The sequence below is a fragment of the Brenneria tiliae genome, assembly GCF_023347575.1.
GTDB classification, from domain to species: domain Bacteria; phylum Pseudomonadota; class Gammaproteobacteria; order Enterobacterales; family Enterobacteriaceae; genus Brenneria; species Brenneria corticis.
This window is the reverse complement of sequence record NZ_JAKPCB010000086.1, coordinates 23,492-41,280: the sequence shown is the minus strand read 5'-3', so window position 1 is coordinate 41,280 and position 17,789 is coordinate 23,492. Positions and strand designations below refer to the sequence as shown.

15 protein-coding genes are annotated in these 17,789 nt (G+C 60.9%); 9 read left to right on the top strand and 6 right to left on the bottom strand.

The features are described 5' to 3' along the window. Window positions 1-70 precede the first annotated feature (70 nt). Both mtnN and btuF read left to right on the top strand, forming a co-directional pair. Window positions 71-772 carry a 5'-methylthioadenosine/S-adenosylhomocysteine nucleosidase gene (mtnN, locus tag MFP24_RS02540; RefSeq protein ID WP_249229022.1) on the top strand — a complete coding sequence of 234 codons (702 nt, stop codon included), beginning with the start codon at window positions 71-73 and terminating at the stop codon, window positions 770-772. A gap of 2 nt (window positions 773-774) precedes the next feature. Beyond that, complete coding sequence (btuF, locus tag MFP24_RS02535; protein WP_407061968.1) at window positions 775-1,590, top strand: vitamin B12 ABC transporter substrate-binding protein BtuF; 816 nt, start codon at window positions 775-777, stop codon at window positions 1,588-1,590. A gap of 119 nt (window positions 1,591-1,709) precedes the next feature. Here btuF and erpA read toward each other — a convergent pair whose 3' ends face one another. Then, window positions 1,710-2,054 (bottom strand): iron-sulfur cluster insertion protein ErpA, encoded by a 345-nt coding sequence (gene erpA / locus MFP24_RS02530; protein ID WP_136168110.1) that lies wholly within the window; start codon window positions 2,052-2,054, stop codon window positions 1,710-1,712. Between the two features lie 260 nt (window positions 2,055-2,314). On the opposite strand from erpA, the gene hemL reads away from it, so the two are divergent. After that, on the top strand, window positions 2,315-3,595 hold the full coding sequence (gene hemL / locus MFP24_RS02525; RefSeq protein WP_249229023.1) for a glutamate-1-semialdehyde 2,1-aminomutase: 1,281 nt from the start codon (window positions 2,315-2,317) through the stop codon (window positions 3,593-3,595). Window positions 3,596-3,637: 42 nt separating this feature from the next. Here the strand turns inward: hemL and fhuB are convergent, their stop codons facing one another. From fhuB to hrpB, 5 genes are all read right to left on the bottom strand, one after another. Continuing rightward, window positions 3,638-5,608, bottom strand: coding sequence for a Fe(3+)-hydroxamate ABC transporter permease FhuB (fhuB, locus tag MFP24_RS02520; protein ID WP_249229061.1), 1,971 nt, complete (start codon window positions 5,606-5,608; stop codon window positions 3,638-3,640). Window positions 5,609-5,615: 7 nt separating this feature from the next. Further along, window positions 5,616-6,536, bottom strand: coding sequence for a Fe(3+)-hydroxamate ABC transporter substrate-binding protein FhuD (fhuD, locus tag MFP24_RS02515; RefSeq protein ID WP_249229024.1), 921 nt, complete (start codon window positions 6,534-6,536; stop codon window positions 5,616-5,618). Between the two features lie 2 nt (window positions 6,537-6,538). Next, window positions 6,539-7,336: a Fe3+-hydroxamate ABC transporter ATP-binding protein FhuC gene (fhuC, locus tag MFP24_RS02510; RefSeq protein WP_249229025.1), complete on the bottom strand. Its 798-nt coding sequence runs from the start codon at window positions 7,334-7,336 to the stop codon at window positions 6,539-6,541. A gap of 214 nt (window positions 7,337-7,550) precedes the next feature. Further along, window positions 7,551-10,028: a bifunctional glycosyl transferase/transpeptidase gene (gene mrcB, locus MFP24_RS02505; protein WP_249229026.1), complete on the bottom strand. Its 2,478-nt coding sequence runs from the start codon at window positions 10,026-10,028 to the stop codon at window positions 7,551-7,553. 102 nt (window positions 10,029-10,130) lie between these two features. Further along, window positions 10,131-12,575, bottom strand: a complete 2,445-nt coding sequence (hrpB, locus tag MFP24_RS02500) for an ATP-dependent helicase HrpB (RefSeq protein WP_249229027.1) — start codon at window positions 12,573-12,575, stop codon at window positions 10,131-10,133. 75 nt (window positions 12,576-12,650) lie between these two features. On the opposite strand from hrpB, the gene thpR reads away from it, so the two are divergent. From thpR to folK, 6 genes are all read left to right on the top strand, one after another. After that, window positions 12,651-13,187, top strand: coding sequence for an RNA 2',3'-cyclic phosphodiesterase (gene thpR / locus MFP24_RS02495; RefSeq protein ID WP_249229028.1), 537 nt, complete (start codon window positions 12,651-12,653; stop codon window positions 13,185-13,187). A 7-nt stretch (window positions 13,188-13,194) separates the two neighbouring features. Beyond that, window positions 13,195-13,905: a DNA/RNA nuclease SfsA gene (sfsA, locus tag MFP24_RS02490; RefSeq protein ID WP_249229029.1), complete on the top strand. Its 711-nt coding sequence runs from the start codon at window positions 13,195-13,197 to the stop codon at window positions 13,903-13,905. 249 nt (window positions 13,906-14,154) lie between these two features. Next, a complete protein-coding gene (gene dksA, locus MFP24_RS02485) occupies window positions 14,155-14,610 on the top strand; it encodes an RNA polymerase-binding protein DksA (RefSeq protein ID WP_136168102.1) in 456 nt (151 codons plus the stop codon). Between the two features lie 152 nt (window positions 14,611-14,762). Further along, window positions 14,763-15,683, top strand: coding sequence for a tRNA glutamyl-Q(34) synthetase GluQRS (gene gluQRS / locus MFP24_RS02480; RefSeq protein ID WP_249229030.1), 921 nt, complete (start codon window positions 14,763-14,765; stop codon window positions 15,681-15,683). Window positions 15,684-15,869: 186 nt separating this feature from the next. Then, on the top strand, window positions 15,870-17,279 hold the full coding sequence (gene pcnB, locus MFP24_RS02475; RefSeq protein WP_249229062.1) for a polynucleotide adenylyltransferase PcnB: 1,410 nt from the start codon (window positions 15,870-15,872) through the stop codon (window positions 17,277-17,279). Continuing rightward, window positions 17,279-17,779 (top strand): 2-amino-4-hydroxy-6-hydroxymethyldihydropteridine diphosphokinase, encoded by a 501-nt coding sequence (gene folK / locus MFP24_RS02470; RefSeq protein WP_249229031.1) that lies wholly within the window; start codon window positions 17,279-17,281, stop codon window positions 17,777-17,779. The genes pcnB and folK overlap by 1 nt, the downstream gene beginning before the upstream one ends. Window positions 17,780-17,789: the final 10 nt, after the last annotated feature.

The window sequence follows — 17,789 nt, the reverse complement described above, 5'->3', positions numbered from 1 at the left end:
CCCGTAAGCCATGATAGACTAGCCGACGCTATACTCATGCTATTTATCACAAAATTTGTGGGGAACCCCTATGAAAGTCGGCATTATCGGAGCTATGGAACAAGAAGTTACCCTGCTTCGCGATCGGATAGAAAACCGTCAGACCATACAACGCGCCGGCTGTGAAATCTACAGCGGCCGGTTAAACGGCGTCGAAGTCGCGTTATTGAAGTCCGGTATCGGTAAAGTCTCCGCGGCGCTGGGAACCACGTTATTGCTGGAGCACAGCCGGCCGGACGTGGTGATTAACACCGGCTCGGCCGGCGGGCTGGCCGCGACGCTGAAGGTCGGCGATATTGTGATTTCCGACGAAGTGCGCTATCACGACGCCGACGTCACCGCCTTTGGCTATGAGCCGGGCCAGATGGCGGGCTGCCCGGCGGCGTTTATCGCCGACGAGGGGCTGATTACGCTGGCGCAGGACGCCATTGCCAAACTTCAGCTGCATGCGGTGCGCGGCCTGGTGGTCAGCGGCGACGCGTTTATCAACGGCGCGGAACCTTTGGCGCGCATCCGCCGCACCTTTCCTCAGGCGATAGCGGTAGAGATGGAGGCGACGGCCATTGCCCACGTCTGCCATCAGTTCGCCGTGCCTTTCGTTATCGTGCGGGCCATTTCCGACGTCGCCGACCAGGAATCCCATCTCAGCTTTGATGAGTTTCTGACGGTCGCCGCCGAGCAATCCACCCGCATGGTGGAAACCATGTTGCAGGCGCTGGCCGAGCGCCGCTGATCATGCGCGTCCTCCGTCGCCTGCTCGGGCTTTTGCTGCTCTCGCTGGCCGCCGCGGCCCACGCGGCGCCGCAGCGGGTGATAAGCCTGGCGCCGCACGCCACCGAACTGGCGTACACCGCCGGGATGGAGACGCAGCTGGCGGCGGTCAGCAGTTGGTCCGACTATCCCCCGCAGGCGCGGAAGCTGGAGCAGGTGGCCTCCTGGCAGGGCATTAACCTTGAGCGGATCCTGGCGCTAAAGCCCGATCTTATTCTGGCCTGGCGCGAAGGCAACCCGCAGAGGCCGCTGGAACAGCTGATCAATTTCGGCATTCCCGTGGTTTATCTGGACCCTAAAACCCTTGACGATATTCCCGGCGCATTGATAACCCTGGCGCCGTACAGTGCGCATCCCGAACAGGCGCGGCAGAGCGCCGCCGCCCTGCGCCGGCAAATCGCGCAGCTGCGGCAGCGCTACGCCAGCAATAAGCCCCGGCGGGTTTTTATCCAGTTTGGTTCCCAGCCGCTGTTCACCTCGGCGCAAGGCACCTTGCAGAGCCAGGTCGTCTCACTGTGCGGCGCGCGGAATATTTTCAGCGACAGCCCGGTGCCGTGGCCGCAGGTCAGCCGCGAACAGGTGCTGACGCGCAAACCGCAGGTGATTATTATCAGCGCCCCCCCCGCCGCCATCGCCAATACGCGGCAATTCTGGCAGCCGCAGTTATCCGTGCCGGTTATTGCGGTCAATGAAGATTGGTTTAACCGCAGCGGGCCGCGTTTATTGCTGGCGGCGCAGCAAATTTGCCGCCAGTTGGCCGAATTGAAAAACGACGATTAGCCGCCGGCACGTCTGATTGCGGGTGCGTGGTTAAGTCCGTAAAGCGGCGCGGTAACGCCAGAAGGCAAAAACCCGCGCGGTGTGAGCGACGGCACGGGCCTTATGGTTTTTTCTGGCGATCAGATACTGAAAGAGGAACCGCAGCCGCAGGTGGTTTTGGCGTTGGGGTTGGTGACGATAAAACGCGAACCTTCCAGACCTTCGGTATAATCGACCGAGCCGCCCACCAGATATTGCAGGCTCATCGGATCGACCACCAGGGCCACGCCCTGCTTCTCGATGGTCATATCGCCTTCGTTGATTTGATCGTCAAACGTAAAGCCGTACTGGAAGCCGCTGCAGCCGCCCCCGGTAATATAAACCCGCAGTTTCAGCTCGGGATTTTCTTCATCGGCAATCAGGTTTTTCACCTTGTTCGCCGCCGCATCGGTAAATTGCAGCGGCAGTGCTATATCGTCGCTCATAATATTTTCTACTCCCAACTCAGGGCCATCAGGTGATACGCCCTAATCATACGCCTATTATCCAGCAGTAGGTTAAAACGTTCAAGGTTTGACGCCGGTCGACGAATTCATCACGCCATTATGCAACCAGCGCGCCCGTTGTGTCAGTACCCTGCGCAGGCATTTTCAACTATGAAATCCGCACAACGATTTCACAACCGCGCCCAGTTCATTAGAATGGCACTATTTTCCACGCTATATGCAAGGTCAGGAACCGCTTAATGAACAAATCAGAAAGTCTGTACGCCGCGGCGCAGCAACTTATTCCCGGCGGGGTGAACTCGCCGGTTCGGGCGTTTAACGGCGTGGGCGGCGTTCCCCTGTTTATCGAACGGGCCGACGGCGCCTATCTTTACGATGCCGACGGAAAATCCTATATCGATTACGTCGGCTCCTGGGGGCCGATGGTGCTGGGACATAACCATCCGGCCATTCGTCAGGCGGTGATTGACGCCGCCGAGCGCGGGCTGAGCTTCGGCGCCCCGACGGAAATGGAAGTGCGCATGGCGCATCTGGTGACCTCGCTGGTGCCGACCATCGACATGGTGCGCATGGTTAACTCCGGCACCGAAGCAACCATGAGCGCAATCCGCCTGGCGCGGGGATTTACCGGACGCGACAAAATCATCAAATTCGAAGGCTGTTATCACGGACATGCCGACTGCCTGCTGGTGAAAGCCGGCTCCGGCGCGCTGACGCTGGGGCAGCCCAATTCGCCGGGCGTACCGGCGGATTTCGCCCGCCATACCCTAACCTGCACCTATAACGATCTGGCTTCCGTACGCGCCGCCTTTGAACAATATCCGGACGATATTGCCACGGTTATCGTCGAACCCGTGGCCGGAAATATGAACTGCGTGCCGCCGCTGCCGGATTTTCTGCCGGGGCTGCGCGCGCTGTGCGACGAATTCGGCGCGCTGCTGATTATCGACGAAGTGATGACCGGTTTTCGCGTCGCCCTTGCCGGCGCGCAGGCGCACTACGGCGTCGTGCCGGATTTGACCTGTCTGGGGAAAATCATCGGCGGCGGCATGCCGGTGGGCGCTTTCGGCGGCCGGCGCGACGTGATGCAGGCGCTGGCCCCCACCGGTCCGGTTTATCAGGCGGGAACACTGTCCGGCAACCCGATAGCCATGGCGGCGGGTTTCGCCTGCCTGAGCGAAGTCGCCAAACCCGGCGTGCATCAGAAGCTGACCGCACTGACGGAACAGCTGGCGGCGGGTCTGTCCGCGGCGGCGCAGGCGACGAATATTCCGCTGGTTATTAATCAGGCCGGCGGGATGTTCGGGCTATTCTTCACCGACGCCGAGCGCGTCACCTGCTATCAGGAGGTGATGACCAGCGACGTAGCGCGTTTCAAGCGCTTCTTCCATCTGATGCTGGAGGAAGGGATCTACCTGGCACCTTCCGCCTTTGAAGCCGGCTTTATGTCGCTGGCGCACAGCCCGCAGGATATTGAACGCACGATAGAAGCCGCGCATCGTTCCTTTTCCCGGCTGTAATAAATTGCCCATTAAGCCCCACCCCGTGGGGCTCGTGGGGCTTTACCGGGCCTGCCGGCGCAGCAGATAAACGAAATAGGGCGCGCCGATAAAGGTCGCCAGCAGCCCGGCCGGAATCTGGTTCGGGAACAGCAACATTCTCCCGCACCAGTCGGCCGACACCATCAGCCCCCCGCCAAGTAGCGCGGAAGCGCAGATCTGCGGCATGATGCGGCTGAACCCCATCATGCGCGCCAGATGCGGCGCCATCAGTCCCACAAAGCTCATCGGCCCGACGATTAACGTCGCCGTGGCGGTCAGTACCGAGGCCAATAGCAGCACCAGCAGACGCACCGGGGTAACCGCCACCCCAAGCGAGCGGGCGGTGGCGGCGCCTAACGGCAAAATACGCAGCCAGCGCTGGCACAGCGGGACTATCAGCAGCAGCAATACGGCGATAACGACGGATCGCACGGCATCCGGCCCTTCCACGTTATAGGTGGACCCGGACAGCCAGGTGAGCACGCTCGCCACGCGCGGATCGCCGCTGGCCAACAGCAGCGTAATCACCGTGCCAAACACCATGCTCAGGGCGATACCGGCCAGCAGCATGCGCTGGGTGGAAAATCCGCCGCGCCCGGCAATCATCACCATCGCCAGCAGCGCCGCCGCGGCGCCGGCGCTTCCGGCCGGGATCAGCCACGCAAAGGCGTCGCCGGGTACGAAGAACAGCAGTATGATGACGCCGAAGGAGGCGCCGGAACTGATCCCCAGCACTTCAGGGCTGCCCATCGGGTTGCCGGTCAGTTTCTGTATCAGCGTGCCGGCCACCGCCAGCATCACCCCGGCGGCCAATGCCGCCAGCACGCGCGGCCAGCGCCACGGCAATAGCTGCGTCAGCTGATCGCCGCCGCTCCACTGCCAGCCCTGCGCGTTTTTCCCCAGCGTCAGCGCGATTAACGCCACGGCGATCAACAGCGCGCCGCCCGCCAGCATCCACCATCCCCACCGGCGCCGCTCCGTCTCCCGTATTCCGCCCGGTTCCATCATCGAAGGCTGCCCGCCGGTGCGCAAACGCGGCAGCAGCCACAGCAGCAGCGGCGCGCCAATCACCGCCGTCGCCGCGCCGGTCGGCACCTCGAGCCATACGCCGCTCAGCCAGATGACGATTTGATCGGTCACGCCCAGCAATAAGGCGCCGAGCAACGGGGCCAGCCAGAGTCGATGCAGTAAACGCCTGGCGCCCAGCATTTTGGCCAGCAGCGGAGCAAAAAGGCCGATAAAACCGATAATGCCGGCCGCGTTGACCAGCTGCGCGCTGAGGAAAATAGCCAGTCCGAGGGCGCCCAGCCGCGCCAGCGATATCCCCAGCCCCAGATTGCCGGCGACGGCGTCGTCCAGCCCCAGCAGGGTTAACGGACGCAGCAGCAGTAACGCCAGGCAGAAACAGATCAGCAGACGCGGAAAGACAAAGCGCACGTTACTCCAGTCCTGCTGATTCAGCACCCCGCTGCTCCACAGGAACATATTCTGTAGCTGGTCGTGGTAAAACAGCGCCAGCAGCTGGTTGAGCGCGCCGCAGTAAAAGCTCACCACCAGCCCGGCCAGAATCAGCGTAACCGGCGACAGACGTCTTCCCCAGGCGACGCCGAACACCAGCGCGCCAACCGCCAACGCGCCGATCATCGCCGCTATTTGCTGAATAAACACGCCGCCGGGCAGCGCCGCCAGCGTGGCGGCCGTAATGCCCAGCTGCGCCCCGGTGGCGATCCCCAGCGTCGAGGACTCCGCCAGCGGATTACGCAAAACCTGTTGAAACAGCACCCCGCTCAATCCCAGCCCGGCCCCCACCAGCAGCGCCAGCGCCATGCGCGGCAGCAGGCTATAGTGAAACAGCAGTTGGCGGATATCCTCGGCGGAGGGCTGCCATAACCCCTGCCACCACAGCGCCGCGGGCAGTTGACGCTGCAAATTGTAAGCGCCCAGCGCCAGCGCCGCCGCCAGCAAAAAACCGATCGGCAGAACGGGCAACATGCGGTTTTTAGTTAACGCCACGCCGCGCCTCCAGAGCCTGTTCCAATAGGCGGCAGAAACGCATGGCCGACAGCGTGGCGCCATACAGCCAGGCCGGAGGTATCCGCTGCAGACGCCGCTGACGCACAAACGACATCGCCTGCCACAGCGGGCTGTCCGCCAGCTGCGCCATGACGGCGTCGTCGCCGTGATCGAAGCAGAGGGCGTTGGCGTGTTCAATCTCGGCCAGACGTTCAATGCCGATAATCGTACTGCCCCAGAAACTGGTTTCGCCGCGCCAGGCGTTCTCTATCCCGACTTCATCCATCACTTCCTGAAACAGGCTGTTTTTGCCGATCACCACCGCGTGGCGCAGGTCCAGCAGGGTAAACAGCAGCAGCGGGCGACGGGTATAAGGCTGTAAACGCGTTTTTGCCTGCTGCATAAATTCGGAGAACTGCCGTAAATGCCGGTTCGCCGCCTCGGGTATGCCCAGCGCGCCCGCCAGCTTCTCCAGCGAGGGCTTCACCAACGCCAGCGGCTTGCCGGTTCCATCGTTAAAACCGAACCCCATCGCCGGCGCGATACGGACGAGCTTCTCCGCCGACGGGCCGTAGCCTTCGGAATGCAGAATCAGCGAGGGGCGAAGTTCGGCCAGCAGTTCCAGGTTCGGTTCGGTACGAAAACCGACATCAATCACCCCCGGCGGCAGTTCGGGTTCCGCCACCCACAGGCGGTAATTATGGATATCCGCGACGCCCATCGGCGCGATCCCCAACGCCATCAGCATTTCAACCTGCCGCCACTCCAGCGCCACGATACGCCGCAGATCGGGATAGGCCGCGGCACGGCCGGCGGCGGAATAGAGAAGCGGGGAAAGCGCCAGCGCGGTCAGCAGACGGCGGCGCACCATATCGGCGCTGCGGCCGGACGATAATGGATAAGACATAGTCAGCAAACAAAACTTACCGGCGCGCCACCGCCGGGATGAGGCAATATTCCCATGGGAATACCATAAATATTTTCCAGCACCGGACCTTGCATCAGCGCCAGAGGCTCGCCTTGCGCAATCATTTCACCGCCGCGCAGCGCCACCAGATAATCGCAATAACGCGCCGCCATATTGATGTCGTGCAACACGGCGATCACCGTCAATCCCCGCTGCCGGCTCATCCGCTGGATCAACGCCAGCACCTCGACCTGATGCGCGATATCCAGCGCCGACGTCGGCTCGTCCAATAACAGGCAACGGCTGTCCTGCGCCACGGTCATCGCCAGCCAGGCTCGCTGCCGCTCCCCGCCGGACAGGCTATCCACCAAACGGTTGGCGAAGGATTTCAACCCTACCAGCCTAATCGCCACGTCGACCTTTTCCCGGTCGGCACCGCCGAAACGCCCCAGGGCGCCGTGCCACGGATAGCGCCCGATGGCGACCAGTTCGCGCACGGTCATGCCTTCCGCCGCAGGCAGCTGTTGCGGCAGGTAGGCCACCTGACGGGCAAAGGCTTTACTGTCCCAGCGGTCGAGGGAGCGTTCGCCCAGCCACACCGAGCCGCCGCTGGCCGGCTGGTGGCGGCCAAGAATTTTCAGCAGGGTGGATTTGCCGGAGCCGTTGTGTCCGATCAGACCGCAGACCTTCCCCACGGGAAAAGTCAGGGTCAGCGGGCGCAGCAGCGCGCGGTCGGCGATAGTAAAGCTGACATCGTCCAGCCTGAAGGTAGTATCGGGCAGTGCATGTTGGTTTTGCATAACGTTTTGGATTTCACCGCCGGCCTGGAATCAAGGCGGCTAATGGTTATCAAGATAAAAGACAATGATAATGATTATTATAAAGGTTGCATGATAGGCGTAACGGAATGCGCTCCGCAAGGAATTTACACCGCGGGAATAAATAACGAAGACGCCGAAACATCACCGGCAAGCGGAAAAAAAACCCCGGCGAACCGGGGGAGAGGAAGAAAAATCATTGACCGAACATTTCCTTGATCCAGTCCGCCACGCCCTCGCCGTTTTGCTGCGCCGGCTGCGGCTGGCTGGCCTGACACAGCGCCTGCGGATTATCCGTCCATACCGGTAAAACCCGCCCGGCGCTGCTGCCGTTGCAGACAAAATTGCCGCCGGCATCCACCGTCATGGTGGTTATGCCTTCCGGCGGCGTCAGCATCAGCGGCAGCGGCGTCTGGTTTTCCAGATAGCGGCGATAAATGGTCAAGGCGCCGTTCGCGCCGGTCAGCTTCGCCGGCCCGTTGTTGTCACGCCCGACCCAGCTTATCGCCACCTCCTTGCCGTCCACCCCGGCGAACCAGCTATCGCGCAGGTCGTTGGTGGTGCCGGTCTTCGCGGCCAGATGATAGTTCGGGAACTTGACCGCCAGCGAACGTGAAGTGCCGCGCGCCACCACCTGCTGCATGCCGTAAAGCGTCAGGTAGGCCGCCTGGGCGGGAACCGCGCGCTCGGCCTGCGGGAAACTCTGGAACAACACCGTGCCGTCTTCGGCAATCACCGAACGCAGGGACGACAACGGCGCGCGGTTGCCGCCGCCGGCGATGGTCTGGTATTCCTGCGCCACTTCCATCGGCGTCAGGCTGATGGCCCCCAGCAGCATCGAAGGCATCGGCGAGATCACGTTTTCAGGAACCCCCAGCCGTTTCAGCGTGGCGGTAACCTGATCCAGTCCCACCGCCATCCCCAGATTCACCGTCGGCACGTTGAGCGAGTTCGCCAGCGCGTCAACCAGCATTACACGTCCGCGGAACTGGCGATCGTAGTTTTTCGGCTGCCACAGCTGGCCGTTGGGCTGCTTGAGCGACAGCGGCTCATCCGCCAGCCAGGTATTAAGCCGATAGGTATCCGGCTGGCTCAGCGCCGTCAGGTAGGTGGGCGGTTTGGCCAGCGACCCGACGGGACGACGCGCCTGCAGGGCGCGGTTGAACCCGGCGTATTGCGTCTGCGCTCCCCCGACCATGGCGCGAATTTCACCGCTGAAGCGATCGACGATCACCATCGCCGTCTCCAGATCGTTAACGCCGCGCGCGGCCCTTAATGCCGGGATCCCCTCTTCCACCGCTTTTTCCGCGGCGTCCTGCGAGACCGGATCGAGGGTGGTGAACACCTTCACCCCGGAGAGATCGCTGACTTTATCCCCCAGCCGCTGTTGCAACTCCTGCCGCACCAGTTGCATAAACGCCGGCTGAGGACTGATGACGCCCCCTTTCGGCTGCACGCCCAGCGGACGCGCGCTCAGCATGTTATACAGTTCGACGTCAATCACCTGCTGATTCTGCAGCAGGCGCAACACCAGATTGCGGCGTTCCAGGGTGATTTTAGGATTACGCCACGGGTTATACAGCGACGCGCCTTTCACCATCCCCACCAGCAGCGCCTGCTGATCGAGGCTCAGTTCATTCACCGGACGGCCGAAATAGTAAAGGCTGGCCAGCGGAAAGCCGCGGATCTGATCGCTGCCGCTCTGACCGAGGTACACTTCGTTGAGATACAGTTCCAGAATGCGATCCTTGCTATAGCGATAATCCATGATCAGCGCCATATAGGCTTCGTTGGCTTTACGCCACAGTGAACGCTCATTGGTGAGGAACAGGTTTTTCACCAGCTGCTGCGTCAGCGTGCTGCCGCCCTGCACCGCCCGACCGGCGGTGATGTTGGCCAGGAAGGCGCGGCCGATCGAGTACAGGCTGATGCCGTCATGCTCATAGAAATGACGATCTTCCGTGGCGATCAGCGTATCCACCAGTAGATCGGGAAAACCGGTACGCGGCACAAACAGGCGCTGCTCGCCGTTGGGCGACTGCATCATGGTGATCAGCTTCGGATCGAGACGAAAGAAGCCGAAATTGCGCTGGTTATCCAGATTCTGGATCTGCGCCAGACGATCGTTATTGAACGTCAGGCGGGCGCGGATCTGCCCCTCTTTACCGTCGGGAAAATCAAACGGGCGCCGCAGTATTTCAATGCTGTTGCCACGCACGCTGAATTCGCCGGGGCGGGTAATGCGGGTAACCTGACGATACTGCATCCCTTCCAGCAGGCCGACCATCTCTTTGCGGTTATAGGCCATCCCCGGCTCAAGATTGACCATGCGGCCGTACACCGCGGCCGGGAGTTGCCACACTTTTCCTTCAATGCGGCTGCGGATCTGACTGTCCAGATAGACGCCATAGATCGCCAGCAATACGGCAAACACCAGAAACAGCTTGATGAAAAGCCCCAGCCAACTCCGTCGTTTATTCCGCGATTTGCGCGTCATCCCGCCCTCGTCATCATAGCCATCGTCGTCATAGTCGTCCTGATAATCGTCATAATCGTCTTCATAATCATCGTCATAGTCGTCATCCCTGCGGCGCCGAACTGCCTGCCTGCGCGCAGGTTTCCGTCCCGACGCCTTTCCTTTGCGCCCGATAGGTTCGCGGTCATCCCGAGACATTACTGTTGCTTCTCCGTCTGGTTATTAACGGCCACCGGCTGTTCGCTCAAGCCGCCTACTCTGTTTCCACCGCCGTTTGCAAGGAAGCGGAAACGTCTGAAATTAGTGATTCTGATATTTCCGGGTGCGCCGGGTCGGGAGCGCATTCGCCGGATCGTCCGGCCAGACGTGCTTGGGATAGCGCCCTTTCATCTCTTTTTGCACCTCGGGGTACGCCCCCTGCCAGAATGCGGCCAGATCGCGCGTAATCTGCAACGGCCGCTGCGCCGGCGATAACAGCTCCAGCACCAGCGCGACCCGTCCTTCCGCCAGCAGCGGGCTTTGCCGCTCGCCAAACATTTCCTGCATCCGCACCGCCAGCACCGGCGGCTTATCCTCATAATAGGCGATGGGCAGCCGGCTACCGCCCGGCGCGGTGTAATGAGTGGGCAGCGCGCTGTCCAGCCGCCGGCGCAGAGGCCAGTCCAGCAAACGCATTAACGCCTCGCCGAGGTTAATCTGGCGCAGTGCCCGCAGGTCGCGCACGCCCGACAGGGACGGCAGCAGCCACCGCTCCAGCGTCGCCAGCAGGGTGTCGTCATCCACCGGCGGCCAGTTCGCCTCCGGCAGCCACTGGCGGGCGCACTGCAGCCGGGCGCGCAGCTGCAACGCCGCCGCATCCCAGTTCAGGCCGGACAGCCCCTGCTCGCGCAGCCAGGCCAGCAAGGCCTGCTGTAGCTCCTCGTCAGAGGGCTTGCTTAACGGCCGCTGCCGCAGCGTCAGACAACCTATCTGATGGCGTTTGCTGGCGCGCAGCGTACCTTTTTCTTCGTCCCACTGCACCAGGTTATGTTCGCCGACCAGACCGGGCAACTGCCGTTCCAGGCGCTCGATATCCAGCGGCAGCGCCAGCAGGATGCGCGCATCCGCATTATGGCCGTTGTGCAATAAAGTGGGAACCAGCAGCCACTCCGTGCCGGACAACGCCTCGTCCGGCGACATCATCGCTCCGCTGCCGTTCGCCAGCTGATAGCGGCCGTCCTGAGCGCGCCGCCGGGCGATGCGATCGGCGAAGCCCTGCGCCAGCAGCCAGGCGGCCCATCCCGCATCGATACGGCCCGGCGCCGCCGACAAACGGCGCGTAAGCTGTCGCGAGCGCCGCAGCCAGTGCGGCTGAGGACGGTGCAGCCAGTCGAGCAGATTGAGCGAACCGCCGCGCGGCGGCTCTTCCAGCATCGCCGCCAGACAGCCCGCCGTCGCCAGCGCATCGTTGCCCTGCTCCGCCGCCGCCGTCAGCATCGCCGCCAGCCGCGGATCGCACCCCAGCGAGGCCATTTTTCGCCCGGCGGGCGTCAGCCGATCATCCCGGTCGGCGATCCCCAGTTGACGCAACAGCTGACGCGCCGCCTGCAGGGCGGGCGGCGGCGGCGCGTCCAGCCAGATCAGCTGCTCGGCGGCGTGGCATCCCCATTGCAGCAGATCCAGCCACAGACTGCCGAGATCGCCGTTAAGTATCTCGGCATCGCTTTGCGCGGCGGCGCGCTCCGCCTGTTCACGGGAACACAGGTGCCAGCAGATGCCGGCGCTCAGCCTGCCGGCGCGTCCGGCGCGCTGCACCATCGACGCCTGACTGATGCGCTGGGTGATCAGTCTGGTTAAACCGCTTTTAACGTCAAAGCGCGCGACCCGTTCCAGCCCGCAATCCACCACCAGCCGGATCCCTTCAATGGTCAGACTGGTTTCGGCGATATTGGTCGACAGCACCACCTTGCGGCGCCCGTTCGGCGCCGGCAGAATCGCCCTCTGCTGCTCCTCCAGGGTCAGCGCGCCATATAAAGGGCACAGATCCACGTCGTCCGTCACGCTGCCCGCCAGCAAGGCCTGCACCCGTTTGATTTCCGCCACGCCGGGTAAAAACAGCAGCAGCGATCCCTGCTGTTCGGTCAGTAGCCGTCTGACCTGACGGGCCACGCCCTCTTCCAGCCGTTCGTGGCTATTTAACGGATAATAGTGCCGTTCCACCGGATAACTGCGCCCTTCAGAGACCACCGCCGCCGCATCAGGAAGCAGCGCCGCCAGCCGGGCGTTATCCAGCGTGGCGGACATGATCAGCAGCTTTAAATCGTCACGCAGCCCCTGCTGCACATCCAGCAGCAGCGCCAGCGCCAGATCGGCCTGCAGGCTGCGCTCGTGAAACTCATCCAGAATCACCAGCGCCACGCCTTTCAGTTCGGCATCCTGTTGCAGCTGCCGCGTCAGCATCCCTTCGGTGACCACTTCCAGGCGGGTGGCGGCGCTGACGCGGCTTTCCGCGCGCATCCGATAGCCCACCGTCTGCCCCGGCTCCTCGCCCAACTGCTGCGCCAAACGCCAGGCGACGCTCTTCGCCGCCAGCCGCCGCGGCTCCAGCATGATTATCTTGCCGCCCAGATTGCCCTGACGGAGCAGTTGCAACGGCAGCCAGGTCGATTTCCCCGCCCCGGTCGGCGCATGCAATAGAACCTGAGGCGATGCGTGCAGCGCGCTTATCACTTCATCCAGCACGGCACTGACGGGCGGTAAAATCACAGAAATCTCCATAACGGTTAACTTTCAGCGGCAGGCATTGTAGCATCGGATGGAATCAGAACTTAAGAGATCGACATGCACCCTACCCGCCGCCTGTTTTTTGCCTTATCGCTACCGGAAGATACCCGGCAGGAGATTATCCGCTGGCGCGCCGCACGCTTCGCGCCGGAGGCCGGTCGTCCGGTCGCCGCCGCCAGCCTCCATCTGACGCTGGCCTTTCTTGGTGAGGTCAGCGAACCCAAAGAGCAGGCTCTGCGTGCGCTGGCGGGACGCATCCGCCAGCCGGAATTCACCGTGACGCTGAACGATGCGGGCCAGTGGATAGGCTCCGGCGTGGTCTGGATGGGGTGCCGGCAGGCGCCGCGCGGATTATTGCAGCTGGCTGATTTATTGCGCTCGCAGGCGGCACGCAACGGCTGCTATCAGAGCGCGCAACCTTTCCATCCCCATATCACCCTGCTGCGCGGCGCCACCAAAGCCGTCGCCCTGCCGCCCGCCGATTTCAGCTGGTCGCTACCCGTGCGCCATTTTTCACTCTATCAATCGCTGTTTGAAAATGGCAAAACCCGCTATCAGACGCTGGCAAGCTGGCCGCTGACCAAACAAAAATAGGATACGGATGCAATACACGCCCCGCTTACGGCCGGCCCGACTAATTAAACGTTACAAACGTTTTCTTGCCGATGTGGCGACCCCGGAGGGAGAAACGCTCACCCTTCACTGCGCCAATACCGGCGCCATGACCGGCTGCGCCACCCCCGGCGATACCGTCTGGTACTCCACCTCCGATAACCCCAAACGCAAATACCCGCACAGCTGGGAACTGACCGAGACGCAGCAGAACGACTGGATTTGCGTCAACACGCTGCGCGCCAATACGTTATTGCATGAGGCCCTGCTGGAAGGTCGGGTAGAGGCGTTGGCGGGTTATACCTCTTGCAAAAGCGAAGTGAAGTACGGCGCGGAAAACAGCCGGATCGATCTGCTGTTACAGGCGCCGGACAGGATTAACTGCTATATTGAGGTGAAATCCGTCACATTGTTGCAACATGGATGTGGTTATTTCCCGGATGCGGTAACTCTCAGGGGGCAAAAGCACCTGCGCGAACTGCAACAGGTGGTCGCCAACGGCGAGCGGGCGGTGCTGTTTTTCGCCGTGCTTCACTCGGGGATCAAACAGGTCTCTCCCGCCCGGCATATCGACCCGCGCTACGCCGAATTATTGATGGCCGCACAACGGCAGGGGGTTGAAATTCTATGTTATGGCTCCATATTAACCCCTGACAGCATCAAGCTTACGCATCAATTGCCGTTATTTGTTACGGTATAAATGGTAAATAAAGTGCCCAGGCACAACACGCTAACACGTTGTTTATCATCCGATGATAATACGCTGTTCCTCACACTTTATCAGGCCGGTGTCAGGAACCATTGCCAACCCAATCTTCATCTGCTATTTATAGCGGCCTGTTTTTCCCCCTTAGGGGATCGATATACCCAAGGTAATTGGCGTTGCAGCCAGGCTGCGACCTCAAGTAAGAAGGGTATAGTGCGTGTCGTGTTATGTAGGAGAAGCAACATGCAAGAAGGGCAAAACCGTAAGACATCTTCTCTGAGCATTCTCGCAATTGCCGGAGTAGAGCCGTACCAGGAGAAGCCGGGCGAAGAGTATATGAACGACGCCCAGCTGGCTCATTTCAAGCGTATTCTTGAAGCATGGCGCAACCAACTCAGGGATGAAGTGGATCGTACTGTATCGCATATGCGAGATGAAGCAGCCAATTTTCCCGATCCGGTGGATCGTGCAGCTCAGGAAGAAGAGTTCAGCCTCGAACTGCGCAACCGCGATCGCGAACGGAAGCTGATCAAGAAGATCGCCAAAACGTTGCAAAAAATCGAAGACGAAGACTTCGGTTATTGCGAATCCTGCGGCGTGGAGATTGGCATCCGTCGTTTGGAAGCCCGTCCGACGGCTGATTTGTGTATTGACTGCAAAACGCTGGCAGAAATACGCGAAAAGCAGATGGCAGGATAATCGTTCATCCTAAAGCCTGGCCCCGCGGGTAGGGTTTTCACCCCCTGGGCCAGGTTTCGCGGGAGTCCGTCTGAGCGCTCGAAACAGAGCGTTCTCCGCTGTTTTATCCTTGCAGTCCGCAAGATAAAAGGTATGACGGCGTTATTATTTTTATGTCCCAAACAGATCACTACATCGGTCGTTTTGCCCCTTCTCCGTCCGGCGACCTGCACTTCGGTTCATTGATTGCCGCTCTCGGCAGTTATCTCCAGGCTCGCGCTCAGCACGGGCGCTGGCTGGTTCGCATTGAAGATCTCGATCCTCCCCGTGAAATCCCCGGCGCGGCAGCCCGCATTCTCTCCCAGTTAGAACATTACGGCCTGTATTGGGACGGCGAAGTCGTCTATCAGTCACAGCGCCACGCGCTTTATCAAGAGGCGCTCCGCTGGCTGGAGCTACGGGGATTAAGCTACCACTGCACCTGTACCCGCCGCCGGATCCAGCAATCAGGCGGGCATTATGACGGCCGCTGCCGGGAGCGCGGCTTACCCGCGAAAAACGCCGCGATACGCCTGCGACAAACCGCGCCGGTATTGCACTTTTACGACGGACTGCGCGGAGAGGTTTTCGCCGATACGGCATTCGCGGGCGAAGACTTTATTATTCATCGTCGCGACGGGCTTTTCGCCTATAATCTGGCCGTGGTGGTCGACGACCACGCGCAGGGCGTCACGGAGATCGTCCGCGGGGCCGATCTGATAGCGCCTACCGTGCGGCAGATCTCGCTATACCGCCAACTGGGTTATCATCAGCCTTCCTATATCCATCTGCCGCTGGTACTGAATGCCGGCGGGGATAAACTCTCCAAACAAAACCATGCCCCGGCGCTGCCAAACGGCGACCCGCGCCCGGTATTGATAGCCGCCTTGCGGTTTCTGCATCAGCCATTGCCGGAAAGCTGGCAAGATCTGACGCTCCCGGCGCTGCTTGCCTGGTCCGTCGCCCATTGGACGCTCTCCCGCATCCCGCCGCAAACGGCAAAAACCGGCCTGAACTCACATCGGCATTCTCAAACCGGGTCCGGTGAGCTATGATTAGCCGCTATTTTTTTATGGCGCGTCGCCGGTGCGGCGTCAAAAACTTCTCCCGGAAATTTTTTATGGCGGGCTATCCCTGCCCGCCCCCCTTGCGGGCCGTCGCTGGGAGCGACGTTAAAAATTTCTCCCGGAAATTTTTTATTGGGCTTTTACTTTTATTATTCATCACTATCGAGGTGTATTATCTTTACCCGAGTCGCTAATTTTTGCCGTAAGGTACTGAATCGTGAGAACGAAGTGGTCAAAGCCGAGGAGCCGCGTCAGCATATGACGGTTATCCCGCGCGACCAGCATAATATTTCACGCCGAGAGATCAGCGAGAACGCGCTGAAAGTACTTTATCGCCTGAACAAAGCGGGCTATGAGGCTTATCTGGTCGGCGGCGGCGTGCGCGACCTGCTGCTGGGCAAAAGGCCTAAAGATTTTGATATCACCACCAGCGCCACGCCGGAGCAGGTGCGCAAGCTATTCCGCAACTGCCGTCTGGTGGGGCGCCGTTTCCGGCTGGCCCACGTCATGTTCGGACCGGAAGTGATCGAGGTTGCCACGTTCCGCGGTCACCATGAGCAGCATCAGGAACAGCAGGAAATCAAGAACTCCGCCCAGCAGGCCCAGAGCGGCATGCTGCTGCGCGACAATATTTTCGGCTCCATTGAAGAAGACGCCCAGCGGCGCGATTTCTCCATCAATAGCCTGTATTACAGCATTGCCGATTTCACCGTACGGGACTATACCGACGGCCTGAACGATCTGCGCCAGGGCGTTATTCGCATGATCGGCGATCCGGAAACCCGCTACCGTGAAGACCCGGTGCGCATGCTGCGCGCCGTGCGCTTCGCCGCCAAGCTGGATATGACCATCAGCCCTGAAACCGCCGAACCGATTCCCCGCCTGGCCGCCCTGTTGCACGATATCCCGGCGGCGCGGATGTTTGAGGAGTCGCTGAAGCTGCTGCAGACCGGTTACGGCTACGCGACCTATAAAATGCTGTGCGAATATCAGCTATTCCAGCCGCTTTTCCCGTTAATCAGCAATAACTTTACCGAAACCGGCGACAGTACGCTGGAACGGATGGTGGCGCAGGTGCTGAAAAACACCGATCGGCGTCTGCAAAATGATATGCGGGTTAATCCGGCGTTTCTGTTCTCCGCCATGTTGTGGTATCCGCTGATTGAGCACGCACAAAAACTGACGCAGGAAAGCGGCCTGGCCTATTTCGATGCCTTCGCTCTGGCGATGAACGACATTCTGGACGAACAATGCCGCTCGCTGGCGATCCCCAAACGTATTACTTCGCTAGTGCGCGACATCTGGCTGCTGCAGTTGCGCCTGTCGCGCCGTCAGGGCAAACGCGCCTATAAACTGATGGAGCATCCCAAATTCCGCGCCGCCTACGATCTGCTTTGCCTGCGCGCGGAGATCGAAAATCATCAGGAGTTATTACGTCTGGCCCAATGGTGGGGCGAGTTTCAGGTGGCACCGCCGCCGCGTCAGCAGGCAATGCTGGGCTCGCTGGACGACGGCCCGACGCCGCACCGCCGTTCCCGCCCGCGGCGTCCGCGCAAATCGGCCGCCGCGCGGGAAAAAGCTTGATGACGCGCGTCTATCTGGCCCTGGGCAGTAATCTGGCGCAGCCGTTGCAACAGATTCACGCCGCCCTGAGCGCGCTGGATAACCTGCCGCAGACCCGGCTGGCGCGCTGTTCCTCTTTCTACCGCAGCCGTCCGTTAGGCCCGCAGGATCAGCCCGACTATCTGAACGCCGTGGCGGAGCTGACGACCGATCTGAGCGCCGAGCAACTGCTGGATCATACCCAGGCGATTGAACGGGAACAGGGACGGGTACGTAAAGCGCAGCGCTGGGGGCCGCGCACGCTGGATGTGGATATTCTGCTGTTCGGCGACGAAGTCATCGCCACGCCGCGTCTGACCGTTCCCCACTACGATATGAAAAACCGCGAATTTATGTTGTATCCACTGGCCGAGATCGCCCCGGAACTGATTTTTCCCGACGGCGAACCCCTCGCTTATCGCCTGCTTAGCGTGAATCGCAATGGTTTGATTCTCTGGGATGAAACGCCCGATTCCCGATAGCGTCATGTGT